Annotated in this window: 19 protein-coding genes; 12 read left to right on the plus strand and 7 right to left on the minus strand. The window is 68.3% G+C overall.

Annotated elements, in window-relative coordinates; all coding sequences use genetic code 11:
• Positions 1–50: 50 nt before the first annotated feature.
• Complete coding sequence (locus tag ACIQC0_RS00920) at positions 51–614, minus strand: hypothetical protein (RefSeq protein ID WP_400532222.1); 564 nt, start codon at positions 612–614, stop codon at positions 51–53.
• 192 nt (positions 615–806) lie between these two features.
• Between ACIQC0_RS00920 and ACIQC0_RS00925 the strand changes: the two genes are divergently transcribed.
• The 6 genes from ACIQC0_RS00925 (at position 807) to ACIQC0_RS00950 (ending at position 7,824) form a co-directional block, all read left to right on the plus strand.
• On the plus strand, positions 807–1,460 hold the full coding sequence (locus ACIQC0_RS00925) for a TetR/AcrR family transcriptional regulator (protein WP_400532587.1): 654 nt from the start codon (positions 807–809) through the stop codon (positions 1,458–1,460).
• Between the two features lie 16 nt (positions 1,461–1,476).
• Complete coding sequence (locus ACIQC0_RS00930; RefSeq protein ID WP_400532223.1) at positions 1,477–3,996, plus strand: MMPL family transporter; 2,520 nt, start codon at positions 1,477–1,479, stop codon at positions 3,994–3,996.
• 9 nt (positions 3,997–4,005) lie between these two features.
• Complete coding sequence (locus ACIQC0_RS00935; protein WP_400532224.1) at positions 4,006–4,665, plus strand: Maf family protein; 660 nt, start codon at positions 4,006–4,008, stop codon at positions 4,663–4,665.
• A gap of 130 nt (positions 4,666–4,795) precedes the next feature.
• Positions 4,796–6,607, plus strand: a complete 1,812-nt coding sequence (locus ACIQC0_RS00940; protein WP_400532225.1) for an acetyl/propionyl/methylcrotonyl-CoA carboxylase subunit alpha — start codon at positions 4,796–4,798, stop codon at positions 6,605–6,607.
• Positions 6,608–6,623: 16 nt separating this feature from the next.
• Positions 6,624–7,061, plus strand: a complete 438-nt coding sequence (locus ACIQC0_RS00945; protein ID WP_377215388.1) for a YybH family protein — start codon at positions 6,624–6,626, stop codon at positions 7,059–7,061.
• A gap of 31 nt (positions 7,062–7,092) precedes the next feature.
• Positions 7,093–7,824: a glutamine amidotransferase gene (locus tag ACIQC0_RS00950; RefSeq protein ID WP_400532226.1), complete on the plus strand. Its 732-nt coding sequence runs from the start codon at positions 7,093–7,095 to the stop codon at positions 7,822–7,824.
• Positions 7,825–7,946: 122 nt separating this feature from the next.
• Here ACIQC0_RS00950 and ACIQC0_RS00955 read toward each other — a convergent pair whose 3' ends face one another.
• On the minus strand, positions 7,947–9,359 hold the full coding sequence (locus tag ACIQC0_RS00955; RefSeq protein ID WP_377215386.1) for an MFS transporter: 1,413 nt from the start codon (positions 9,357–9,359) through the stop codon (positions 7,947–7,949).
• Positions 9,360–9,656: 297 nt separating this feature from the next.
• On the opposite strand from ACIQC0_RS00955, the gene ACIQC0_RS00960 reads away from it, so the two are divergent.
• Genes ACIQC0_RS00960 through ACIQC0_RS00970 form a run of 3 tightly spaced genes read left to right on the plus strand, consistent with a single transcriptional unit; the run spans position 9,657 to position 14,867 of the window.
• Complete coding sequence (locus tag ACIQC0_RS00960) at positions 9,657–11,084, plus strand: MFS transporter (protein WP_377215385.1); 1,428 nt, start codon at positions 9,657–9,659, stop codon at positions 11,082–11,084.
• A gap of 1 nt (position 11,085) precedes the next feature.
• Positions 11,086–13,311 carry a molybdopterin oxidoreductase family protein gene (locus tag ACIQC0_RS00965; protein WP_400532227.1) on the plus strand — a complete coding sequence of 742 codons (2,226 nt, stop codon included), beginning with the start codon at positions 11,086–11,088 and terminating at the stop codon, positions 13,309–13,311.
• Positions 13,308–14,867, plus strand: coding sequence for an FAD-dependent oxidoreductase (locus ACIQC0_RS00970; protein WP_400532228.1), 1,560 nt, complete (start codon positions 13,308–13,310; stop codon positions 14,865–14,867). Before ACIQC0_RS00965 ends, ACIQC0_RS00970 begins: the two co-directional genes overlap by 4 nt.
• Positions 14,868–14,883: 16 nt before the next feature.
• Here ACIQC0_RS00970 and ACIQC0_RS00975 read toward each other — a convergent pair whose 3' ends face one another.
• Positions 14,884–15,996 carry a hypothetical protein gene (locus ACIQC0_RS00975; protein ID WP_400532229.1) on the minus strand — a complete coding sequence of 371 codons (1,113 nt, stop codon included), beginning with the start codon at positions 15,994–15,996 and terminating at the stop codon, positions 14,884–14,886.
• A gap of 252 nt (positions 15,997–16,248) precedes the next feature.
• On the opposite strand from ACIQC0_RS00975, the gene ACIQC0_RS00980 reads away from it, so the two are divergent.
• Positions 16,249–16,548: a hypothetical protein gene (locus tag ACIQC0_RS00980; protein WP_400532230.1), complete on the plus strand. Its 300-nt coding sequence runs from the start codon at positions 16,249–16,251 to the stop codon at positions 16,546–16,548.
• 74 nt (positions 16,549–16,622) lie between these two features.
• On the opposite strand, the gene ACIQC0_RS00985 is transcribed toward ACIQC0_RS00980, so the two are convergent.
• Positions 16,623–18,038, minus strand: a complete 1,416-nt coding sequence (locus ACIQC0_RS00985; protein WP_377215380.1) for an NAD(P)H-quinone dehydrogenase — start codon at positions 18,036–18,038, stop codon at positions 16,623–16,625.
• A 93-nt stretch (positions 18,039–18,131) separates the two neighbouring features.
• Here ACIQC0_RS00985 and ACIQC0_RS00990 point away from each other — a divergent pair, with 93 nt between their 5' ends.
• On the plus strand, positions 18,132–18,950 hold the full coding sequence (locus ACIQC0_RS00990) for a purine-nucleoside phosphorylase (protein WP_377215379.1): 819 nt from the start codon (positions 18,132–18,134) through the stop codon (positions 18,948–18,950).
• A 39-nt stretch (positions 18,951–18,989) separates the two neighbouring features.
• Here the strand turns inward: ACIQC0_RS00990 and ACIQC0_RS00995 are convergent, their stop codons facing one another.
• Positions 18,990–19,757, minus strand: a complete 768-nt coding sequence (locus ACIQC0_RS00995) for a FadR/GntR family transcriptional regulator (RefSeq protein WP_377215378.1) — start codon at positions 19,755–19,757, stop codon at positions 18,990–18,992.
• A gap of 130 nt (positions 19,758–19,887) precedes the next feature.
• Complete coding sequence (locus tag ACIQC0_RS01000) at positions 19,888–21,690, minus strand: L-lactate permease (protein ID WP_377215377.1); 1,803 nt, start codon at positions 21,688–21,690, stop codon at positions 19,888–19,890.
• A 185-nt stretch (positions 21,691–21,875) separates the two neighbouring features.
• Between ACIQC0_RS01000 and ACIQC0_RS01005 the strand changes: the two genes are divergently transcribed.
• Entirely contained in the window at positions 21,876–23,651 is a 1,776-nt protein-coding gene (locus ACIQC0_RS01005) for a phospho-sugar mutase (RefSeq protein ID WP_400532231.1), read from the plus strand.
• Here the strand turns inward: ACIQC0_RS01005 and nirD are convergent.
• On the minus strand, positions 23,648–24,025 hold the full coding sequence (gene nirD / locus ACIQC0_RS01010; protein WP_377215375.1) for a nitrite reductase small subunit NirD: 378 nt from the start codon (positions 24,023–24,025) through the stop codon (positions 23,648–23,650). The two genes, ACIQC0_RS01005 and nirD, sit on opposite strands and share 4 nt — an antisense overlap.
• Positions 24,026–24,294 lie beyond the last annotated feature (269 nt).

Consider the following 24,294-nt stretch of genomic DNA (forward strand, 5'->3'; position numbering starts at 1 on the left):
ACGCTGTCCCGGGGATTTTCGCGTGCCCGGCGCAGGCCGACGGCTCCGGATCAGTGCCCGCCGCCGCCGATCACGCCAGCCTCCACGGCCTTGGCAACGGCATCCGCTTCAGCCTGCGTGAGCTTCCCGTCGGTCACCGCCCGATCCAGGCGGTCCTTCAGGGCCGCAGCCCGTTCAGCCTGCGCTTCGGTCCGGAGCTCCCCGAGCGCCGCGGTGACCTTAGCCTCCTCGATACCCAGGGCTTCGGCCAGCGATTTCGCCAGGTTCGCTTCCCTGGTGGCCCGGTCCGGGCGCCCTTCCGCCGGCGGGGAGAACGGACGGTTCGCTTCGTGGAAGGCCTGCAGCGCCTCCGTGACGTCTGCCTTGTCCACTCCCAGCTTCCCGGCGAGGGCCGAGGCCTGTTCCGCGCCGCGCATCCCGCCGCCGTGCATGCCGCGGCCTCCGTGCATACCCATGCCGCCTTCCGGTGCCGCGGTGCCGCTCTCAGCGGACGCGCCCGCGCTGGATGACGGGGCGGGCGTGGTGGCGGAGGCCATGCCCGCCAGTCCAAGTCCGGCGCCGAGGGCCAGCGCGGTGGCCGACAGCCCGAGGGTCATTTTCTTTATGCGTGTCATTGCTGTGCCTCCTGGATCCGCCGTCGGTGACGGCTGTTTGCGGTTCGTTCCCTCCCGGGACATCTCCAGCATGGGCGGGGAGGTTCTGTACGGGCTTTCGAAAACCTTTAATCCTGCTGTGAAGGTTGTCTGCGCCACCCGCACAACAACTTGCGCACAGTGCAAACTTGCACGTAGTGTAATCATGTGAACATACCTGCCGCCGGAGCCCCGGCGCACCCCGCCTCCCGCCGTGAGCTGAACAAAGCGGCCACCCGCCAGAACATCACCGAGGCTGCGCTGGGTCTCCTCCGTACCAACGGCCCGGGGAACTTCACCGCGGAAGACATTGCCGAGGCCGCCGGCATTTCCCGCCGCACGTTCTTCAACTACTTCAACAGCACAGACGCCGCCCTCGCCGCGATCACCCACGGCTTCCTGGACAACGCCATCCAGCAGCTGCGCCTGCGGCCCGCCGGGGAACCCATCATGGAATCCGCGCAGGCGGCACTGATGGCCCTCGCGGACCCGGCGGCCGTGGCCCCGCTCGCCGAACTGTTCTCACTGACGTCCGAAAGCGCACTCATGTCACAGTCCGAGCTCGCGGCCTGGGACTACTGCCGGGAGCAGATCACCGGCGTGGTCCGCGAGCGCACGTCCGGCGCAGCCGGCGACCTTTACGCCCACGCGCTCGCCGGATCGGTGATTGCCTGCGGCAAGGCGGCCCTGGAGACCTGGTTCAGGCAGTGGGGCCCGGACCTCTCCGCTGAATCCCTCGCTGCCCTCCGCGGGCAGCTCATCGATGCAATGGCCCTCCTGGGCTCGGGCTTCACCGCACCACAGCCTTCTTCCCCCCGTTCCTCCTGACCAGATCGGTTTCCTCATGGCACTCCTCCTCTACCGCCTCGGCATGTTTTCCTACCGGCGCCGCGGGCTGGTTGTTTCGCTCTGGCTCGCCGCACTCCTGGCAGTAGGCGGTTCCGCCGCCGCCTTCCACGGCTCGCTGTCCAACAACTTCCAGATCCCCGGCACGGAAACGCAGCGGATCGCGGACAAGCTCAAGGCAGACCTGCCCTCGGCGTCCGGCGGCACCGCCACCATCGTCTTCGAAGCGCCCGACGGCGGATTCACCCCCGCGCAACGCACAGCGGTGGCGGATGCGCTGGGCAAGCTGGAGTCCCTGCCGGAGGTCCGCGGCACAGTGGACCCATTCGCCACCCAGGCCGAACTGGACCAGGCTGGCCAGGCCATCCGTGACGGCGAAGCCCGGCTGACCAACGGAACCAGGGAGCTGGAGGATAACCGTGCCCGGCTTGAGGCCGGTGAAGCGCAGCTGGCCGCGGCGGAGCAGCAGCTCACAGCCTCTGGAGCACCCGCCGAAGTCATCGAAGCACAGCTGGGCCAGCAAAAGGCGGCGCTGGCTGAAGGACGCGCCAAGTTGGAGGCCGGAGCCCAGGAGTTGGAAGCCGGCAAGGCGACGCTGGAACTCGGCAAGCGCCAGGCGGAGGCCTCCGAGGGCATCCGGTTCGTTTCCGACGACAACCTCGCCGCCGTGGCACAGGTGCAGTTCAACACCTCCATCAACGGCCTCAGCCCGGAGCTGCGCCAGCAGGTCCAGGACATCGTGCACGGAACCTCCAGTGCCGGTGTCACCGCCCTGGCCAGCAAGGAAATCACCGAGGACATCTCTGCCCTCTTCGGCACCGCCGAGATCGTCGGCATCGGGGTGGCAGCCCTGGTCCTCGTTATCATGCTGGGAACCCTCGTGGCCGCCGGACTGCCGCTGCTCATGGCCGTCATCGGGGTCGGCATCGGCGTGGGCATCACGTTCGCACTCTCCGGGGTGTTCGATATGAGCTCCATCTCCCCCATGCTGGCCCTCATGCTGGGGCTGGCCGTAGGCATCGACTACTCACTCTTTATCGTGAACCGGCACCGGACCCAGCTGCTGGCGGGCATGGACCCGGCTGAATCGGTAGCCCGCGCCACGGGCACGTCCGGTAACGCCGTGGTCTTCGCCGGCCTGACGGTGATCATTGCGCTTGCCGCGCTGGTGGTCCCCGGCCTTCCGTTCCTGGCCGTGATGGGCCTCGCGGCCGCCGGCACCGTGGCGGTGGCCGTGCTGGTGGCCATCACGCTGACGCCCGCGGTGCTGTCCCTGATCGGCCGGCGCATCATCTCCCGCCGGGCCTGGGAGCGGGCCGAGGCGCACAATGCCGAGCCCGGCCATGAAGCCCGCGACGAGGCCGTGGATCAGGAAAGAAGCAACCGTGGCTGGGGCGGGCTGGTGACCCGCCATCCGGTGCTGGCGCTCCTGGCCGGCGTCCTGCTGCTGGGCACTCTTGCGCTGCCCGCAGCGCAGCTCCAGCTGGCGCTGCCCGACGGCGGCAGCGAACCCGTGGAGTCCGAGGCATACCAGGCCTACAGCGTCACGGCCCGCAGCTTCGGCGAGGGCGTGACCGGACCCATCGTGGCGGTGGGCGAGTTCCCGGCCGGCCTTGACGCAGCACAGGCGCAGGACCTGCAGCTCGACGTCGCGGACAGGCTCCGTTCGGTGGACAACGTGGTGGCGGCCGTCCCCGTCGCTCTCAGCGAGGACCGCCGTACGGCTGTCTTCCAGGTCATCCCAGAGGAAGGGCCAGCCAGCGCCAGCACCGTCCAGGTGGTGTCCGAGCTGCGCGGCCTCAACACGGAAATCCAGGACGACCTGAACGTCTCCATGGGCCTGACGGGGCAGACCGCCGGCAATATCGACGTCTCCACGAAACTCGGTGACGCCCTGCCGCCCTACCTGGCGATCGTCGTCGGACTTTCCCTGGTCCTGCTCCTGCTGGTGTTCCGCTCCATCGTGGTTCCGCTGCTGGCCACGGGCGGGTTCCTGCTCTCGCTCGCCGCAGCCTTCGGTGCCGTGGTGGCCGTCTACCAGTGGGGCTGGCTGGGCAGTGTGTTCGATGTCGCCAATCCGGGCGCGGTCCTGAGTTTCCTGCCTATCATCCTCATCGGTGTGCTGTTCGGGCTGGCCATGGACTACCAGGTATTTATCGCCTCCGGCATGCGTGAGGCCTACATGCACGGCTCCACGGCCAGGCAAGCGGTGCGGGTGGGCTTTCACCACGCCGCCGCCGTGGTGACGGCTGCCGCGATCATCATGGTGAGCGTCTTTGCCGGGTTCATCTTCAGCCACCTGACCATGGTGCGGCCGCTGGGCTTCGCGATGGCGTTCGGCGTGCTGCTGGATGCGTTCGTCGTGCGCATGACCATCGTCCCGGCCGCCATGTACCTGCTGGGCGAAAAGTCGTGGTGGCTGCCGCGCTGGCTGGACCGGATCCTGCCGGACGTGGACGTGGAGGGTGCGCAGCTGGCGCGGCCGGAGCCGGCCGCAGCGCCGCAGGCCGTCCACTAGGCTGGAGGCGTGGTCCGCCTGATTCTCGCTTCCCAGTCCCCCGCCCGCACCAAACTCCTGGCCGAGGCCGGCATCCGGCACACCGTGCTGGTCTCGGACGTGGACGAGGACGCCGTCCAGGCACGGTACGGCGTCACGGACCCGCACGACACCGCCCTGCTCCTGGCGCGCGCCAAGGCCGAGGCGGTGGCGGCGCTCCCGGAAGCCGAAGGCGCCCTGGTCCTCGGCTGCGACTCCGTCTTCGAATTCGACGGCGAGGCGCACGGCAAGCCCTACACGGCCGCCGTCGCGCGTGAACGCATGCTGCGAATGAGCGGAAGCTCGGGCGTCCTGCACACCGGCCACTGGCTGGTGGACTGCCGGGACACCGCGTCCGACGGCGGCGCGGGCGAAGCGGGGTCCGGCGCCACGCTGGGGACGGTCGCCTCAGCCGAGGTCGCCTTCCTGGAGATGGAACCGACCGAAATCGATGCGTACATCGCCACGGGCGAGCCGCTGCACTGCGCCGGGTCGTTCACGATCGACGGCCTGGGCGGGGCGTTCATCCGGAAGGTGGACGGCGACCCGCATACTGTGGTGGGCCTCTCGGTTTCGACGCTGCGCGGGCTGCTGGCTGCCGCGAACGTGCGCATCACCGACCTGTGGGCCGCGCCGGAAACCACCGGCTGAAACTTCGCCTTTTCCGGCGCACTTGTAGCTTCCCTACAAAGCGGCCGCTGTTTACGCGCGGAATCCGCAAGTAATATCGGCGGAACCTCCAAAACCGCGCTAGGCTCCCTGAAGGAAAGAAGGAGACGCCTTGTCAGCAAATTTGGAGCAGTCCGCACGTCCCACGCACTCGACCCTCACAAAGGTGCTGATCGCCAACCGCGGTGAAATCGCCGTGCGCATCATCCGCGCCGCACGGGATGAAGGCATCGCATCCGTGGCCGTGTACGCAGATCCGGACCGCGACGCCCTGCACGTCCGCCTGGCTGACGAGGCCTATGCCCTGGGCGGGAACACCGCCGCAGAGTCCTATCTGGTGATGGACAAGATCATCGATGCCGCCCGCCAGTCGGGCGCGGACGCCATCCACCCTGGCTACGGCTTCCTGGCCGAGAACGCCCAGTTCGCCGCGCGCGTGATCGAGGCCGGCATCACCTGGATCGGCCCCTCCCCCAAGGCCATCTCCGCGCTGGGCGACAAAGTCCAGGCGCGGCACATCGCCGAAAAGGTGGGCGCGCCCCAGGTCCCCGGCACGGCGGACCCGGTGGAATCGGCTGAAGAGATCCTGGCGTTCGTGGACAAGTACGGCCTTCCCGTGGCCATCAAGGCGGCCTTTGGCGGCGGCGGCCGCGGCATCAAGGTGGCCCGTACCCGGGAAGAAATCCCCGAACTCTTCGAGTCCGCGGTGCGTGAGGCCACGGCTGCGTTCGGCCGCGGCGAGTGCTTCATCGAGCGCTTCCTGGACGCCCCGCGCCACGTCGAAACCCAGTGCCTGGCGGATGCGTACGGCAATGTCGTGGTGGTCTCCACCCGCGACTGCTCCCTGCAGCGCCGCAACCAGAAGCTCGTGGAAGAGGCACCGGCGCCCTTCCTTACCGACGAGCAGAACCGCCGGCTGTACGAGTCCTCCAAGGCCATCCTGAAGGAAGCCGGGTACCTCGGCGCCGGCACCTGCGAATTCCTGGTTGGCCAAGACGGCACCATCTCGTTCCTCGAGGTCAACACCCGCCTGCAGGTGGAGCACTGCGTCTCCGAGGAAGTCACTGGCATCGACCTGGTCCGCGAACAGTTCCGGCTGGCCCGCGGCGAAGAGCTGGGCTACGGCGACCCGGAGGTCCGCGGCCACTCGATCGAGTTCCGCATCACCGGCGAGGATCCGGGCCGGAACTTCATGCCGGCCCCCGGCACTGTCCGCGTCCTGAAGAACCCCACCGGCCCCGGTGTCCGGATCGACTCCGGTATCGAGCAGGGCGACGTGATCAGCGGGAACTTCGATTCCATGCTCTCCAAGCTGGTGGTCACCGGCGCCACGCGCAAGCAGGCACTGGAACGGTCCCGCCGCGCGCTGGAGGAAATGGTGGTCGAAGGCATCCCCACCGTTATCCCGTTCGACCTCGCCGTGGTTTCGGATCCCGCGTTCGCGCCGCAGGAGGGCCCGTTCAGCGTGCACACACGCTGGATCGAGACCGGCTTCACCAACAATCTGCCCGCGTGGACCCCGGACGGCGCAGCCGACTCCGACGGCGCCGGCGATGACCGCCAGCGCGTAGTGGTGGAAGTGGGCGGCAAGCGCCTCGAGGTGGTCCTGCCCGCCGCCCTGGGCTCCGTCTCAGCCGGTTCGGCAGGCGCCGGCAAACCGGCCAAGGCCAAGAAGCGTTCCCGCTCCGGCGGGCCTGCCGCCGCCACCGGCAATGCGCTCTCGTCGCCCATGCAGGGCACCATCGTGAAGGTGGCCGTGGCGGACGGAGACGTCGTGGCCGAGGGCGACCTGGTGGTAGTGCTGGAGGCCATGAAGATGGAACAGCCGCTGACCGCGCACCGCTCCGGCACCATTACCGGGCTCAAGGCAGCCGCCGGCGAAACTGTATCCGCCGGCGCCGTCATCGCCACCATCGAAGACTAGGCCCGGGGAGGCCCTCATGCTTGCACCCAGTTTCCAGGACGAAGTGGACCGCTACCACGCGGCAGTTCCCGAAATAACCCGTGGCAACACGGATCCCATCAAGGACCTGTATTCGCGGCAGGACGATGTCACCCTGGCAAACCCCTTTGGCGGGATCGCCCGCGGCTGGGCCCAGGTGGAGGCCCGCCTGGACCAGGCCGCACGCCAGTTCCAGGACGGCGAGATGCTCGGCTTTGACACCGTCACGTCCTTCCACGCGCAGAACACCGGTTACCTGGTGGAGACCGAGCACTTCCGGGCCCGGCTCGAGGGTGCAGCCGCGTCGGAGGAGTTCGCCCTGCGCGTCACCAGCATCTTCCGGCGCGAGGAAGGCTACTGGAAGCTGGCGCACCGCCACGCCGACCCGGCGGCCAAGCCTGGCTCCCGCCGCTCGCTGGTTCAGCCCGCCGGCTGACACGGGCTTGCGGCCAAGGCAGACTTAGCAGATGCTGCCATTCCTGCTCCTGGCCTCCCGGGCGGAAGATACCGCCGCCGAGGACGAATACGCCGCCTACCTGCGGTATTGCGGGTTGGAGCCGCGGGAGCTTCACCGGGTCCGGATGGAGGCCGCCCCGTTGCCGCCCCTGGTCCTGGACCGCTACTCGGGCATCATCGTGGGCGGCAGCCCGTTTACCTCCAGCGATCCGGTGGAGCAGAAAAGCGCGGTGCAGCTCCGCGTGGAAGGCGAGCTCTCGCACCTGCTCGATGCCGTCGTCGCCCGCGATTTTCCGTTCCTGGGCGCCTGCTACGGGGTAGGCACGCTGGGGACGCACCAGGGCGCGGTGATCGACCGCACCTATGGTGAGCCCCTGGGAGCCGTGCAGGTGGAGCTCACCGCGGAAGGCCTCGCGGACCCGCTGCTGGCGGGCCTGCCGCCGTCGTTCACCGCCTTCACCGGGCACAAGGAGGCCTGCACTGTCCTCCCCGCGCATGCGGTGCTGCTGGCCCGGTCCGCCACCTGCCCGGTCCACATGTTCCGCATCCGCCGGAACCTGTACGCCACCCAGTTCCACCCCGAACTGGACTCGGAGGGGCTGGCTACCCGGATCGACATCTACCGGCACGCCGGGTACTTCCCGCCCGAGGCGGCCGAGGAGCTGATGGCAGCGGCCAGGCAGGTCACCGTGACCGCGCCGATCACCATCCTGAGGAACTTCGTCGCGCGCTACGCCCGCTGACTTGCAGCTCCCCAGCCAGAGGGTAGCCGGCCGGAACAGGCCGGACAGCAAAATGCCCGGCCTACTCCCCTGCTGGGCAGGGGGTACGCCGGGCATTGCCGCACCAAGACCGGACAGCTGCGTCAGGCTACGTTGTTCTCGTAGTCAGTGTCTTTGGTTTCACGGGTGATCCACAGGGCGATGAACGTGAGCACCGCTGCGGCGGCTATGTAGAGGCCCACCAGGAAGGTCCCGCCGCCGGCCGCCTGCCACAGCGCGATGGCAACGAACGACGCCGGTGCGGCGCCAATGACGCTGGACAGGTTGTAGGCCACTGCGGAGCCGGTGTACCGGACGTTGGCCGGGAACAGCTCGGGCAGGATCGCGGCCATGGGGCCGAAAGTGAGGCCCATGAGAGTGAAGCCCACGATGAGGCCGACGACGGCGGCGCCGGCACCCGGGCCGAACATGGTGAACCAGAGGACGCCGAACACGAAGATGCCGGCGGTGACACCCAGGAGGAACTTCCGGCGGCCCCACTTTTCAGCCAGCGGACCGGACACCAGGGTGAAGATGCCGAAGAACACGACGCCGAGGATCAGCATCCAGAGGAAGTCCCCGCGGGGGATGCCCAGGCCGGGGACGAAACCGGCCACCTCGGCGGCGGACATGGGCTTTCCGGCCTTTTCTGCCGCGGCCTGGGCAGCCTCGACGGATGCCGGCTTGGTTCCATAGGTGAGCGTGAAGGACGTCATGACGTAGAACAGAACGTAGGTGGCGAACATGATGAACGTTCCGGCCAGCACCGGGCGCCAGTGGCTCTTGAGGGTGGCCGCAAACGGAACCTTGGCAACCTTGTCCTCGGTCAGGACCTTCTGGAAGGAGAGGCTTTCCACGAGCTTCAGCCGGACGTAGAGGCCCACGATGACCAGGATGGCGCTGAGCAGGAACGGTACGCGCCAGCCCCAGGAGAGGAACGCTTCCGGGGTGAGTGCGAAGTTCAGCCAGATGAAGAGCAGGTTGGCGAGGATGAAGCCGATCGGCGCGCCAAGCTGTGGGAAGGTGCCGTAGACGGCGCGCTTGCCCTTGGGGGCGTTTTCGGTGGCCAGCAGTGCTGCGCCGGACCACTCACCGCCGAGGGCCAGTCCCTGGGCGAAGCGGAGCACCACCAGCATGAGCGGTGCGAGGATGGCCCAACCCGGCAGCGACGCCGTGGGCAGCAGGCCGATCAGGAAAGTGGCGATTCCCATGGTCAGCAACGATGCGACCAGAGTGCCCTTGCGGCCGAACTTGTCACCAAAGTGTCCGAACAGCACCGAGCCGACCGGACGGGCGATGAAGGCGACGCCGAAGATGGCGAACGAGCTCAACAGCGCGTTGATGTCCGTGGCCTGCGGGAAGAACAGTTTGGGGAACACCAGGACGGACGCCGTGGCGTAGATGTAGAAATCATAAAACTCAATCGTGGTGCCGATGAGGCTGGCAAAGATCACTTTGCCCTTGGAGTTGACCGGTTGTGCCGACCCCGGCTCCGTTGAGGTTTCGAGTGATGACATGTAAGCGCACTTTCGTGAGAAACCGGCCGGACATTGATCAGCCCGGCATGCATGTGTGGTGCAGTACCCAGAGTTCGATATTACTTGTCGACGTCCAGTCAATGGACAAAAGGTCCATAATGCGGACTTGCGTGTCGCTGGCCACACGGAGAGGCCGTCGGATGCCTCACGTAGCCCTCACATCTGCCCGCGGCGGCAGATAGGCAAATGTCACAGCGTGTTAACACGGGGCGTCGGTCCGTGAAACGCGCCGTCCCTACCTTGGAGGAACAACATCCCCCAAACAGGAGGTACGCCGTGACTGATGACCGAACCGCAGGTGCCGGGGCCGGACATTCCCTGGACCTTGACGAGGCAACGCGTCCCACAACCGCAACGGCGCTGGACTTCCGTCCCGGCCGCTGGATTGCCAACTGGGATGCCGAAAACAAGGAGCAGTGGGAAACCGCAGGCCGCTCCATCGCCCGCCGCAACCTGAACTGGTCCATCTTCGCCGAGTTCCTTGGCTTTGTCGTCTGGCAGCTGTGGTCCATCGTGGTGGTCCAGCTCCCCGCCGCCGGATTCAACTTCTCCACGTCGGAAATCTTCTGGCTCATCTCCATGCCTAGCCTGGTGGGCGCCACGCTCCGCATCCCCTACACCTTCATGGTCCCCCGCTTCGGCGGCCGCAACTGGACCATCGTCTCCGCCCTGCTGCTCCTGATCCCCTCCATCGGCCTGGCCCTGTGTGTCTCCAATCCGGAAACGCCGTTCGGTGTCATGCTGCTGATCGCCGCCCTGGCCGGTTTCGGCGGCGGCAACTTCGCCAGCTCCATGGCGAACATCACCTTCTTCTACCCGGCCCGCGAAAAGGGCTGGGCGCTGGGACTGAACGCCGCGGGCGGAAACGTCGGTGCCGCCGTCGCGCAGCTCGCCGTTCCGATCGCCATCACGCTCCTGGCCGCGGGCACCGTCAACCTGCCCATCGCGGGCTGGATGTGGGTCCCGCTGATCCTCCTCGCCGCCTTCGGCGCCTGGAAGTACATGGACAACCTCACCAGTGCCAAGGGTGACGTGGCGGGCTCCGTCGCGGCGCTCAAGGAACCGCACCTGTGGATCATGGCGCTGCTGTACATCGGCACCTTCGGCTCCTTCATCGGCTTCGCCGGTGTGTTCCCCAAGCTCATCAAGGACTACTTCCCGGAGTTCTCCTCGATCGCCGTCGGTACCGTCGCCCTGTCGCTCGCGTTCCTCGGCCCCCTGGTGGGCTCCCTGGCCCGCCCCTACGGCGGACGCATGGCAGACCGCATGGGTGGAGCCCGGATGACCGTGACCGCCTTCGCCGCGATGGGCGTCATCACCCTGACCATGATCTGGACCCTGCCGCTGAAGAACTTCTGGCTCTTCCTGGTCCTCTTCCTGATGCTCTTCACCGCCAGCGGCTTCGGAAACGGCGCCACCTACCGCATGATCCCGGTCATCTTCGCCACTTCCAGCCGGGCAGCGAAATCCGGGGCAAGCTCGGTGGCCACCCAGCGCCTGGCCTCCTCGGCACTGGGCCTGATCTCCGCCATCGGCGCCTATGGCGGTTTCGTCATCCCGCAGGTGCTGAACGCATCGAACTCGGCCAGCGGCTCCTACACCCCGGCCTTCTACGGCTTCGTCGCGGCCTACGCCCTGATGCTCGCCGTCTGCTGGTTCTGCTACATCCGCAACGCCAACCGAAATGCGATGGGACACGTCTAACATGACCAACAGCGCCGACACGCACTGCCCTTACTGCGCCCTGCAGTGCGCCATGACGCTCACGTCTCCAGCGGAACTGGCCCCGGCTCCCCAGCCGGGGCCAGTCCCCGTGCCGCTCCTGCCCACCCTGCACTCCTCCGCCCCGGCGGCTGCGGCACCTGCCGCCCTTGAGGTCAGCGGACGCGATTTCCCCACCAACCGGGGAGGCCTGTGCCGCAAGGGCTGGACCTCCGCAACCCTCCTGAACCACCCGGGCCGGATCACCGAGCCCCTCCTCAAAGGTCCCGACGGCGTGCACCGGCCCATCAGCTGGGACCACGCCCTGGACCTGGCCGCCGCCGCCGTCCGGGACGTGCGCGCACGCTACGGTGCCGACGCCGTCGGCGTGTTCGGCGGCGGCGGGCTCACCAACGAAAAGGCCTACATGCTGGGCAAATTCGCCCGGCTGGCCCTGCGCACCTCGCGCATCGACTACAACGGCCGCTTCTGCATGTCCTCCGCGGCGGCCGCCGGAATGCGCGCCTTCGGCGTGGACCGCGGCCTGCCCTTCCCGCTGGAGGCCCTGGACACTGCCAGCACCATCCTCATGCTCGGGTCCAACGTGGCCGAAACCATGCCGCCGTTCGTCCAGCACCTCAAGGGAGCGCGCGACGCCGGTGGGCTCATTGTGGTGGATCCGCGCCGCTCCGCCACGGCCGCCTTCACGGCCGACGGCGGCGGCCTGCACCTCCAGCCCCTGCCTGGCACCGACCTCACCCTCCTGCTGGGCATCTCCCACGTGGTCATCCACGAAGGCCTGGTGGACACGGCCTTCGTCGAGGAACGCACTGCGGGCTACAGCGCCGTGGTCCGCAGCGTCAACTCCTTCTGGCCCGAACGCGTCCAGTCCCTCACCGGCGTCCCCGCCGACCTCATCCGGGAAACCGCCCGCAGGCTTGCCGCCGGCGCCCGCCAGGGCGGCAGCTACATCCTCACCGGCCGCGGCGTGGAACAGCACACGGACGGTACCGATACCGCCACCGCGGCCATCAACCTGAGCCTCCTGCTGGGCCTGCCCGGGTCCGCACGCAGCGGCTACGGCACGCTCACCGGCCAGGGCAACGGCCAGGGCGGCCGCGAGCACGGCCAGAAGGCCGACCAGCTGCCCGGCTACCGCAAGATCACCGACCCCGCCGCCCGCGCCCATATGGCCCGCGTCTGGGGTGTTCCGGAGGAAACCATTCCCGGTCCCGGCCTGCCGGCGGTCCAGCTGCTGAAGTCGCTGGGACAGCCCGACGGCGTCCGGTGCCTGTTCATCCACGCCTCCAACGTGGTGGTGGCCTCCCCCGACGCGAACGCCGTGACCGCCGGCCTGCGGAGCCTGGACTTCCTGGTGGTCTGCGATTTCTTCATGTCGGAGACCGCCGCGGAGGCCGATCTCATCCTCCCGGTGCTCCAGTGGGCCGAGGAGGAAGGCACCCTCACGAACCTGGAAGGACGGGTCCTTCGCCGCCGCCGGGCCCTGGCCCCGCCCGCCGGTGCCCGCAGCGAACTGTGGATTATGGCGCGGCTTTCGGAGCGGCTGGACGCCCCGTCCACGTACAGCGAGGACCCCGAAACCGTCTTCGAGGAACTGCGCCTCGCCTCCGCCGGTGGCCTGGCGGACTACTCAGGCATCGATTACGCGATGCTGGACCGCGGGGAAGCCGCCTACTGGCCCTACCCTGCCGGCAGCACGGGCACGCCCCGGCTGTTCCGGGACCGCTTCGCCCACCCGGACGGCAAAGCCGTGATGACCCCCGTGGTCCCCCGCCGCCGTCGAACGCTTGCCGCCAGCCCTGACCCGGCAGCGAAAACCATGACCCTCATCACCGGCCGGCTCCTGGAGCACTACCAGTCGGGTGCGCAGACACGCCGTGTCACCGAACTGCTGGCATCCCAGCCCGAGGCGATGGTCCAGGTCCACCCCGCGGCCGCCGAGGCGATGGGCATCACGGCCGGCTCCCTGGTGTCCGTGGCGAACGAGCGCGGCGAGGTGGTGTGCAAGGCCGAGCTCAGCACCGACATCCGGCCGGACACGGTCTTCCTGCCGTTCCACTTCCCCGGCCTGGGCAGCGCAAACCGGTTGACAGAGGCCGCCACGGACCCTACGTCCGGAATGCCTGAGTTCAAATTCAACAAGGTTTGGGTGCAGGCCGTGGCTGCACCCCTGTCCAGCAAAATGCTTCAAACGACGGAGGCCTCATGAGCGAGCAGGTTGTCATTGTTGGATTCGGCCCGGTGGCTGCCCGGCTGGTTGACGAACTCCTCCCCGCCGTACGTGCCGGGCACGTGGGACTGACCGTGGTGGGCGAGGAAGCTGAAGCCGCCTACAACCGCGTCCTGGTGGCGGACCTCGGAGTTGGCCGCACCACGGCCGACGCCCTCGCCCTCTCCGACGCCGCCGCCCTGGTGGCCGAGGGCGTTGACGTCCGCCTGGGCGTCCGGGTCCGGCGGGTGGACCGCGCCCGGCAGCAGGTCCTGCTGTCCGGTGGCGATTCCGTCCACTATGACCGGCTGGTGTTCGCCACCGGTTCGCGTCCGGTCATCCCCAACCTGACGGGCATCAACCCGGACCCCACCTCCCCGGTCCTGCCGGCGGGCGTGACGGCCCTGCGCGACCTTCGCGACGCCGACGTGCTCCGGCGGGCGGTGGACGGCGGCAAGCGCGTGGTGGTCCTGGGCGGCGGGGTCCTGGGGCTGGAAACAGCCCTCGCCGCGGCCGAGGAAGGCGCCACCGTCACGGTGGTCCACAACGGCCCGCACCCGCTGGGACGCAACATCGACCGCGGCGGCGGCGCCGTGCTGGCGGCAGGGCTGCGCCGCTGCGGCGTCCGGATGGCCGGAAACGCGCGATCCACCGGCGTTGAGCACAACGCGCCCGACGGCGGATTCTCGGCGCTGCTGCTCGACGACGGTTCGGCGATCGACGGCGACCTCCTGGTCATCTCATGCGGGGTGCGTCCCCGGACGGAACTCGCCGAAGGCTGCGGGCTGTCCACCGCTGCAGGCATCCTCGTGGACCACCGGCTCCGCGCCCACCATGAGCCGCACATCTTCGCCATCGGCGACTGCGCGGAGGTGCGCTGCCCGGACCCGGACTGCGCGGCCTGCCGCAACGCCAAGGGTCCGTCCGGCCTGGTGGGTCCCGGCTGGCGCCAGGCCGAATGGCTGGCGGAGTACCTGACCCTGCTGGCCTCCGACCTGCCGGAGGAAGCCGGGTTGCTTCCTGAGCTGCCCGCGGAAAAGCCGGGCGTGATCGTCCTCAAGGCCCGCGGCATGAACCTGGCCGTGGCCGGGGACAACAGCGCCGACCCTTGGGACGAGGAAGTGCTCACCGCCGGGGCAGTGGACGGGCGTCCCCGGCTTCAGGTGGCTCAGTGGGCTGACCCCGAACACGGCCGCTACGTGAAGATGACCACCCGCGGCGGCGTTCTTGAAGGCCTCGTGGCTGTGGGAATGCCACGAACCGCCGCGGAGCTGGTGGGGCTGTTCGAGCGGTCGGCCGAATTGCCCGCGGACCGTTCCCTGCTGCTCCGCCTGGACGGCGCGGACCAGCCGGCTGCGGCTTCCGGGGCCGATCCGGCCGTAACCGTCTGCCGGTGCGCCGGGGTAGCCGGCGGCACTATCGCGGACGCCGTCGCGGAGGGCTGCTCCACCGTGGGCGAGGTCTCCAAGTCGACCCGCGCCGGCACGGGTTGCGGCGGCTGCCACGATGACATCAGGGGCCTGATCGAGAAACACTTCTCCCCAGCCGCCGCGTGACCGCGCCGATGCTGCGTCAGAGCCTGGCGCTCCGGACCAACGCGATGAATTGCTGCTTGGTCTGCTCTGCGGATGGTCCTGCCGGGGAGATCAGGATCTCGGCAACGAACGTGGCGAGGGTCCGGCCCTTGGTCACCTGGATGTACATGACGGTGGTGGGCACATTCGCCGCCGGACGGAACGATTTGGAGCCCGTTGGTTCGGTCCTGGCCAGGAAGACCGCTTTGTCCCCGAGGCCTGCAATGCTTTCCCCTTCCATGGCCGGAGCGTCGGGGCCCGGGCCGGTTGCCTCGAGCACTTCCACGGTGAAGATCAGAGAGTCCGGGCCCGGGGTGCCCAGGTTGCCGAAGGTGTACCGGCAACTGACTTCTCCGGGAAGCACCTGCGGCTCCTTGGACGCTCCGAACGCCTGCCTCACTTCGGCTGCGGTAAGCAGGGCGCAGACGGGATTGTTGGTAGAGTCCGGCGGGCCCACCGCGGGTGCAGCGGGAACGTTGAGAGGCGTCCCGTTCCCCCAGCCGGCGTCAATCGCAGCCTGGGATACTGCGCGGGCCATTGCGTTCCCGTCGGGAACGCTGCCCGCCATCGGTGGCGAAACAACATACGGCATTTCCAGGACCTCAGTGCCGCGGACGGCATGCAGGACCACGTTGGCCGATGCTCCGCCGGCCTCGCCCCGGAAATACCCGGTCCACTGCAGACAGGCGAAATCCCCGATCCCGGCGACAGGCGAACAGTCCGGGGCCGACTTCGCGGCAGCCACGTCCGCCGCCGATGCCGGCGACGTCAGCGCCACGGACAGGGCAACGGACCCGGAATCGGACTTGCTGGAGTAGGAACACAGATACGCTTCGCTGCCCGGCGGCCTGGCCCCGCCACCCTGGCCCACCGGACTCAGATCCGGGACCACCTTACCGGCGATCTCTGGGGTGATGAGGTCACAGGCAGGGTTGCCCGTGCCGGTTCCTCCTCCGGCCGCGTCCGTGCTGGCTGTCGGCGCGGACCCCGGACCGCCCTGGCCGGCCGGTTGGGAGCAGGCGGCCAAGGACACGGCAAGTGCCGCCGTCGTCATCGCTGCGGCGAAGCCGCGCCGTCCGGCCCACGCAGCCGATGTCCCTACTGCAACCATGCACCCAGTGTGTGGCTCCGGTGACGCCCCGCCATAGGGCCGAAGGTACCGACCTCCAACGGCGTCCGCGGGACGCACGCGTCCTCCCGCCGCCGCCAAGCACAGGCTCTTCCCCGGCCGTCCTGCCCACAGTAAAATGCGGCCACGGGCCTGATCCGGCCCCGAGGTAGCAGGCCTGCGCTGGGCAGGGCCAAGGCTTGCACCCGACTGCAGCGCCTGCGGCCTGAAGCTCTCGAGAGGCAAAGGAATCCCATGCGCAAGAATTCACTGCTTGGAACCGCCATCTGCACAGCAGCCCTGCTCGGGCTGCAGGCAGGGCCGGCTTTGGCCGCGGGCCAGGTCGAAAAAGGCCCGGACCACGCAAACTCCATCTGTTCGTTCTCCGGACTCAACGACGACCCGAACGCTGAGTACCCCGAGGGCGGGCGCGTTCAGTCCTATGGCCAGATCGTGAAACTGGGGCTGAAGGCCTACGCCCCCAGCCCCGGCATGCTCTGCAACGGGCACAACTTCCCCTACCCGGAGGCATTCCTTGAGGAGGGTGGCCACTGAAAAACCCGGCAGGCCCCAGGTCTCGGGGCCGACACCGGTTGCCCGTGCTGGTTCCCGGAATTGCCGGCAGGTGCCTACAGGTGCACGTGCAGGCGGCGGGCAGCCTCGGAGATGGATCCGGTGAGCGACGGGTAAACGGTGAAGGTGCTCGCCACATCGTCCACATGCAGCTTCTGCTTCACGGCGATGGCGATCGGGAAGATCAGCTCGGAAGCGTTCGGACCCACCACCACGCCGCCAATGACGGTTCCTGAACCCTTGCGGGCGAAGATCTTGACGAAGCCGTCCCGGTGATTGCGCATCTTGGCGCGGGCGTTGCTGCGCAGCGAAAGCTTGATGATGTCGCCCTGGTATTTGCCGGCGTCGATCTCCGCCTCGGAGACACCCACGTTGGCGATTTCGGGGGACGTGAAAATGTTCGACGCCACCTGGTGCAGCTTCAGCGGCGTGACGGTGTCCCCCATGAAGTGCGCCACTGCGATGCGGCCCTGCATGGCGGCCACCGAGGCCAGCGGCAGGACCCCGGTGCAGTCACCGGCGGCGTAGATGTTCGGCGCTGTGGTGCGGGAGACGCCGTCCACCTTGATGTGGCCGCTTTCGCTGACGGCCACGCCGGCTTCCTCCAGGCCGATGCCCGCGGTGTTGGGAATGGAGCCCAGGCAGAGCAGGCAGTGGCTGCCGGTGACCTTCGTGCCGTCACCCAGGGTGACCACTACGCCCTCGTCCGTCCTTTCCACCGACTCCGCGCGGGACCGCGAGAGGACCCGCACGCCCCGGCGCTCGAAGACCTCCTCCAGCACCACAGCAGCGTCCGTGTCCGAGCCGGGCAGGACGCGGTCGCGGCTGGAAATCAGCGTGACCTTGGAGCCCAGGCCGTTGTATGCGGACGCGAATTCGGCCCCCGTCACACCGGAGCCCACCACGATCAGGTCCTCAGGGAGCTCGTCCAGGTTGTAGATCTGCGTCCAGTTCAGGATCCGCTCGCCGTCCGGTCGGGCTGTGGCCAGCTCGCGCGGGTGCGCGCCGACAGCCAGGAGGATGGTGTCCGCTTCCACGGTCTCGGTGCCGTCCGCGGTGAGAACCTCAATGGTGTGGTTGTCCAGGAGCCGGCCGGAGCCCGCCAGGATGCGGACGCCCTGGTGCTCCAGGCCGTCGTGGATGTCCCGGGACTGGCTGCGGGCCAGGTTCAGCAGGCGGTCGTTGATGTGCTTGAGGTCCGCCCGCATGACCGGCACGAAGTCTCCACCGTCGACGTCGAACTTCACGCCCAGCTCCCCCGCTTCGCCCACGCGGGTCATCAGGTCAGCCGTGGCGATCAGGGTCTTGGAAGGGACCACGTCGGTGAGGACTGCGGAACCGCCCAGGCCTGCGCGCTCGATGATGGTCACCTGCGCTCCGAGCGAGGCGGCCACCATGGCGGCTTCGTATCCGCCCGGACCACCTCCCAGGATTGCGATCCGGGGCGAACTGAAATCTGGATGCGTAGTCACAATCAACCATTCTCGCCCATCCGGGGCCGGAGGGCCAAGAATCCCGGGCCTTCCGGGGTGGGCGCACGGGGAACGGCAGGATAACTTGTACCAGTGAGTACAACAGACTTCCTGAACACGGACCCTTTCGCCGCCGCGCGCGCCGCCGCCGACTACATTGCCGAGGAGACGGGCGTGGACAGCCACGACGTCGCCCTGGTCCTCGGCTCCGGCTGGGGTGAAGCCGCCGACCTGATCGGCGAAACCACCGCCACCCTGTCCGCGCAGGAGGTGCCCGGCTTCCATGCACCCGCCGTGGAAGGCCACGTGGGCACCATCCGCTCCGTCCTGACCGCTGAGGGCAAGCGCGCCCTGGTGCTGGGCGCGCGGACGCACTACTACGAAGGCAAGGGTGTCCGTTCCGTGGTGCATGGCATTCGCGTGGCTGCCGCCGCGGGCTGCAAGACGCTGGTCCTCACCAACGGCTGCGGCGGGCTCAACGAGGACTGGGCCCCCGGCACGCCGGTGCTGATCAGCGACCACATCAACCTGACGGCCACGTCACCGCTGGAAGGCGCGACGTTCGTGGACCTGACCGACCTGTATTCGCCAAGGATCCGGGGCGTGGCGCGCGACGTCGATCCCACCCTCGCCGAGGGGGTCTACGCCCAGTTCCCGGGCCCGCACTATGAGACCCCCGCCGAGGTGCAGTACGCCAAGCGCATCGGTGCGGACCTGATCGGCATGTCGACGGCCCTGGAAGCCATCGCGGGCCGGCATGCGGGCATGGAAGTGTTCGGGATTTCGCTGGTCACCAACCTTGCCGCCGGCATCAGTCCGCAGCCGCTGAGCCATCAGGAGGTCATCGAGTCCGGCCAGGCGGCCGGCCCCCGGATCTCCAAGCTGCTGGCAGGGATCATCGCCCGGCTTTAACCGCAACACGGGGTCGCTCCCGGCCCATGACGGCGCGCGTTATCCGGCCGGAGGTGACTCTGCGCTGTCCTGGGGCGGGGCGGTGGCCGCTTTGGCCTGCCGGTGGAACCATTCGATGTGTTTCTCCAGCAGGCGCGCAGCGAGGTCGCCGTCGCGGGCCCGCACTGCGTCGAAGATCCCGTGGTGCTGTGACCGCAGTATGGCAAGGACTTCCGGCCAGTCCGCCATGGCCCCCATGGCGCCCTTGACGTATCCCACGATGGACCCGCTGAGGGACTCCATCATCGTGGCCACCACGGCGTTGCCCGCCAGCGAACTGAGCGCCACATGGAAACGGGCGTCCAGCTCGTGGAATGTTGCCCGGTCGATGTCTGTGTTGTCCATGGCCCGCAGCAGATCGGCGGCCTGCGCCAGGTCTTGGTCGGAGTTCTCCCGTATTGCCGCCGCCCTGGCGGACCAGGTCTCCAGCAGGATGCGGGTCTCCACGATGTCCGCCACCGGAAGCCTGCTGCTGGCCACATGCAGCCGCAGGGCGGACGAGAGCCCCACCGACGGATCGGAAATGACGATGGCGCCCGACGTGGGTCCGGATCCCACTGAGCGGCGCAGCACGCCCATAGCGTCGAGCACGCGGATCGCCTCACGGACGGACGCCCGGGAAATGCCGTAGGCCTCTGCCAGCGCGCGCTCGCCCGGAAGCCGGTCGCCCAGCTTGATCTTGCCCGAGCGGAGGTCCGCCTCGATGTCCTTCAGGAGGGCGTCGTGCGTGCGGCCGCGGGGGGCCGCACCGGCTTCTCCGGCTGTCACTCTGGTTCCTTCCGCGGCAGGGCAACTGTTCCGCCTACCTTATTGCAGGGATGGCCGGTTGCCTCGCAGCATCCGGCCATCCCACCTTACGCAACAGCCGGCGCGCCCTGTGGATCCCCTGCGGCGGATGTCAGCGCCCGACAGCTTCCGCAGCCTGCCGGTGCACTGCGCGGGAAGGCTGCTGCCGGCACATCCAGCGGACCAGCAGGGCAAGTCCGGCAAGGAGCAGGACCAGCAGGACGGTGCCCGCGTTGAAGCCGAAGCCATGAATGAAGAGGAACGCCGCGATCCCGCCGGCCAGGCAGTAGTACGTGGTCACCAGGACTGTCTGCCGCAGCAGGTCGCCTTCCCGGCCCAGCAGGCCCACCGTAGCCGACGCGGCGACGATGTTGTGGATGGAGATCGGGTTCCCTCCCGCGCCGCCCACGGCCTGGGCCGCCACGACCGCCTCCGGCGGGACCCCGATCTGGGCGCCGGTGGAGAACTGGAACTGCGAAAACGTCAGGTTGGACACGGTGTTGGATCCGGCAACGAAGGCTCCCAGCGCGCCCACCCAGGGCGCGATCAGGGGCCAGGCTCCACCGGACACCGCGGCGGCACCCTCGGCCAGGGTGACCGGCATGCTGGACAGGCCGGAAGCATTTAGTTCCGGTCCCGACTGGATCAGGATGCGGACCAGGGGCACCGCGAACATCAGCGCCACGGCTGTACCCGCCAGCTGGCTGGCGGATACCTTGACCGCCCGGGCAATCTGCCGGCCGCTCATGCGGTGCAGGACGAAAGCGAAGACCGAGGCGAGGATGAGCACGAAGCCCGGGAGGTAGAACGGCTGGATGCTGGTGCTGATGCCTGAGCCCAGGATGTCCTTGACCGGCACTGCGAGCCCCACCAGGAACGTCTTCAGTTCCGGAATCACCCGGGTGGATACCAGCAGCAGCGCCATCAGCACGTAGGGTGCCCACGCGCGGACAGCACCCATGGGGGCACTGAGGTCTGCAGCTTTGGCCGGTTCGAGGGATCCCGTCCAGCGCTCGGACCAGGTGGAGCGCGGGCCGAAGTCGAACGTTTCCCGAGGCATCAGGAAGCCGCGGCTGGAGGTGAACATGACCAGCATGAGGCCGATCAGGCCACCAAAGAGCGACGGAAATTCGGGGCCGAAGAACCGTGCGGTCAGGACAGACGGGATCGTCATGGCCACCGAGGCGTAGAGTGCGAACGGCCAGATGGCCAGGCCGTCCCGGAAACGCTTCTCCGGACCGAAGAAGCCGGTCAGCATGCAGACCAGAATCAGTGGAATCAGCAGGCCCACGAGGGCGTGGATGGAGGCGACCTGTAAACCAATGGAGCTGATGAACTCGGGCATGGTCAGGCCCAGGACGCTGACGCGCGCAGCGACGGCGGGGTCGCCGCCCAGTCCCTGGCCGACGCCGATGATGATAGGGGTGCCGACGGCGCCGAAGCTCACCGGGGTGCTCTGGATGACCAGGCCCACCATGACGGCGGCCATGGCAGGGAAGCCAAGCGCCAGCAGCAGGGGTGCCACCACCGCAGCCGGGGTTCCGAACCCGGAAGCACCTTCGATGAAGCTGCCGAAGAGCCAGCCGATGATGATCGCCTGGACCCTGCGGTCCGGGGAAATGTTGTTGAAGCCGGCCCGGATGGCCGACATCGCGCCGCTGACCGTGAGGGTCGACAGCAGCAGCAGTGCGCCAAAGACGATGTACAGCATGGTGCCTGCGGTGATGAGTCCTTCCAGGGAGGCCGCGAGGATGCCGGTGAAGTCCATCCGCCACACCAGCAGCGCTACGATCACCGCAACGGCGTAGCCCACGGGCATGGCGAATTTCGCTGGCCAGCGCAGGCCGGCCAGAAGGACGCCGACCACGAGGATCGGCGCCAAAGCTAAAGGAGCCAGAACGGCCAGATTGTCCATGGATTTCCTCCACGTTGAGGGGACGAACGGAAGCTTGTTTGGTCAGACCACTATGGTCTGACCATAGGAGTGTAGCCCATGATCGGGAAAAATGTGAGCCCGTTCACGTTTCAATGTGGCGGCAGCCTGTCCCCGACGGCACGTGTTGCAGCAGGCGGCGGGCTAATGACGATAGCGTTAGGACCATGACGTCTTCCGATGCCGCCCTCCGCCTGTTCGACGAAGCCCGCGGATGGGCCGCCCAGGACCCCGATCCCGCCACCGCCGCGGCCCTGCGCGACCTGCTCCGGCTCGCAGAAGACGGTGTCCCGGCAGCGCTGCAGGAACTCCAGGACAGCTTCAACGGCACGCTCCAGTTCGGCACGGCAGGACTCCGGGCAGCCCTCGGCCCCGGCCCGAACCGGATGAACCGCGTGGTGGTGCGCCGCGCAGCGGCAGGGTTCGCGGACTTCCTGGTCAGTACGGTGGGCGACGCATCCCCGGGAACCCGGCCGCGCGCCGTCGTCGGCTACGACGCCCGGCACAACTCCGACATCTTTGCCCGGGAGAGCGCCGCCATCTTCACCGCTGCCGGCATCGAGACTTTCCTGATGCCCGCGGCGCTTCCCACTCCCGTGCTGGCGTACGCCGTCCGGGCGCTGGAGTGCGACGGCGGCGTGATGGTCACCGCCAGCCACAACCCGCCGCAGGACAACGGCTACAAGGTCTACCTGGGGCGGCACGCCGTCCCGGACAGCGGCAACGGGGCCCAGATCGTTGCGCCCTACGACGCCGAAATCGCCGCGCGGATCGACGCCGTCGGGCCGCCCGATTCCATCACGCTGGCTCCGGACGGGTGGACAGTCCTCGGCGAGGACCTTGCCGCCGGGTACCTGCACGACACGGCAGGGCTCGCCCGGCCTGAGCACTTTCCCGCCCGGGACCTGCGCGTCGTGCTCACTCCGATGCACGGCGTGGGCGGGCAAACTGCCCTGGCCGTCCTGGCCGCGGCGGGATTCAATGACGTCACACTCGTCGCCGAACAGGCCGAACCTGACCCGGACTTTCCCACCGTCAACTTTCCCAACCCCGAGGAGCCCGGCGCCCTGGACCTTGCCCTGGAAACCGCCGGCCGGCTGGATGCGGACATCGTCATCGCGAACGATCCTGACGCTGACCGGGCCGCCGTGGCAGCCAAGGACCCTGACACCGGCGAGTGGCGCATGCTCCGCGGGGATGAAGTTGGCTCCCTGCTGGGCGCCCACGTGGCGGCGCGCCTGGCAGCAGCGGATGCCGCGGCCGCAGGCGGCACCCGATCCGGCGAAACCGGTGAAGGGAACCGCGGCGTGTTCGCCAATTCGATCGTCTCGTCGCGCCTGCTGGCGCGTATCGCAACCGCCGCGGGCTACGCACACGAGGAAACCCTGACCGGGTTCAAATGGATTTCGCGGGTCCCCGGCCTGGTCTACGGCTACGAGGAAGCCCTCGGCTACTGCGTGGCTCCGGAGCTGGTCAAGGACAAAGACGGCATCTCGGCCGCGCTGCTGATCGCGGAACTGGCCGCAGCCGCCAAGGCAGCCGGGAAAACCGTGTTCGACACGCTGGACGAGCTCTACCTGCAGCACGGCCTGCACGCCAGCGACCAGCTGAGCATCCGCGTGGCAGACCTGGGCCTGCTGGACGCCATGATGAACCGGCTGCGGGTGTCCCCGCCGGAATCGTTCGGCTCATCGGCTGTGGAGGTGTTTACCGACCTGGCCGAGGGCTCGGAGCAACTGCCGCCCACGGACGGCCTGCTCTACATCACCCGCGACCTCACCCGCGTGATCATCCGTCCCAGTGGCACCGAGCCGAAGCTCAAGTGCTACCTGGAGGTCATCCAGGAAGTGGGCTCCGCCGCGGAACTGCCCGGGGCGCGGCAGGCGGCCCGGGCAGCCCTGGACGAGGTGCTGCGCGACGTGAGTGAGGCGTTGGGGCTCTAGAGCTCCACTTCCACCCAGCCGTCGTTAAGACGGGTGCGGAACGTGGGCAGGGCAAGGCCGGGCGTACTGAAGCACTGCCCGGTTTCCAGGTCGTAGACCTCTTTGTGCAGCGGCGAGGCAATCGTCAGGCGGCTGCCCTTCGAACCCAGGATGCCGCGCGCCATGACGTGCGCACCCGTGGCCGGGTCCTCCTGGGCGACGGCATAGACCCTGTCCCCCGTACGGAACAGTGCCACCTGGCGACCGGCAACGAGTGCCGCCTCGCCCCATGCGGGTTCGAGGTCCGTCACCGGGCACACCCGGTGCCAGCCCGCAGTTCCGGCGGCCGCGTCAGTACCGGTAGCCAGTGCCCCAAATTCCAGTGTTGCCGTCATGTCCGGCTCCTCTCCCCGTGGTGGTGGTCCGTGCCTGCTGGTTGCAGTGGCCGTCAGTGCAGCCGTCTTCCACGGTAGGACCGGGGTGTTTCAGGGGCATGCAGTGAATGTGTCCGGCGGGTAAAAGGCACCTCACCCGGCCGGAAACGCGTTCGTGATGCAGAAGTTAAGTCTGCGAAACAATCGGGAAACTGAAGCGAAACTGCGGCTCCCTAGTCTGAATGGACACTCGACAAAGAAGGCTGCAGAACCGCCGGCAGCCCTTGCGA

This window comes from Pseudarthrobacter sp. NPDC092419, assembly GCF_044755045.1.
Classification (GTDB): domain Bacteria; phylum Actinomycetota; class Actinomycetes; order Actinomycetales; family Micrococcaceae; genus Arthrobacter.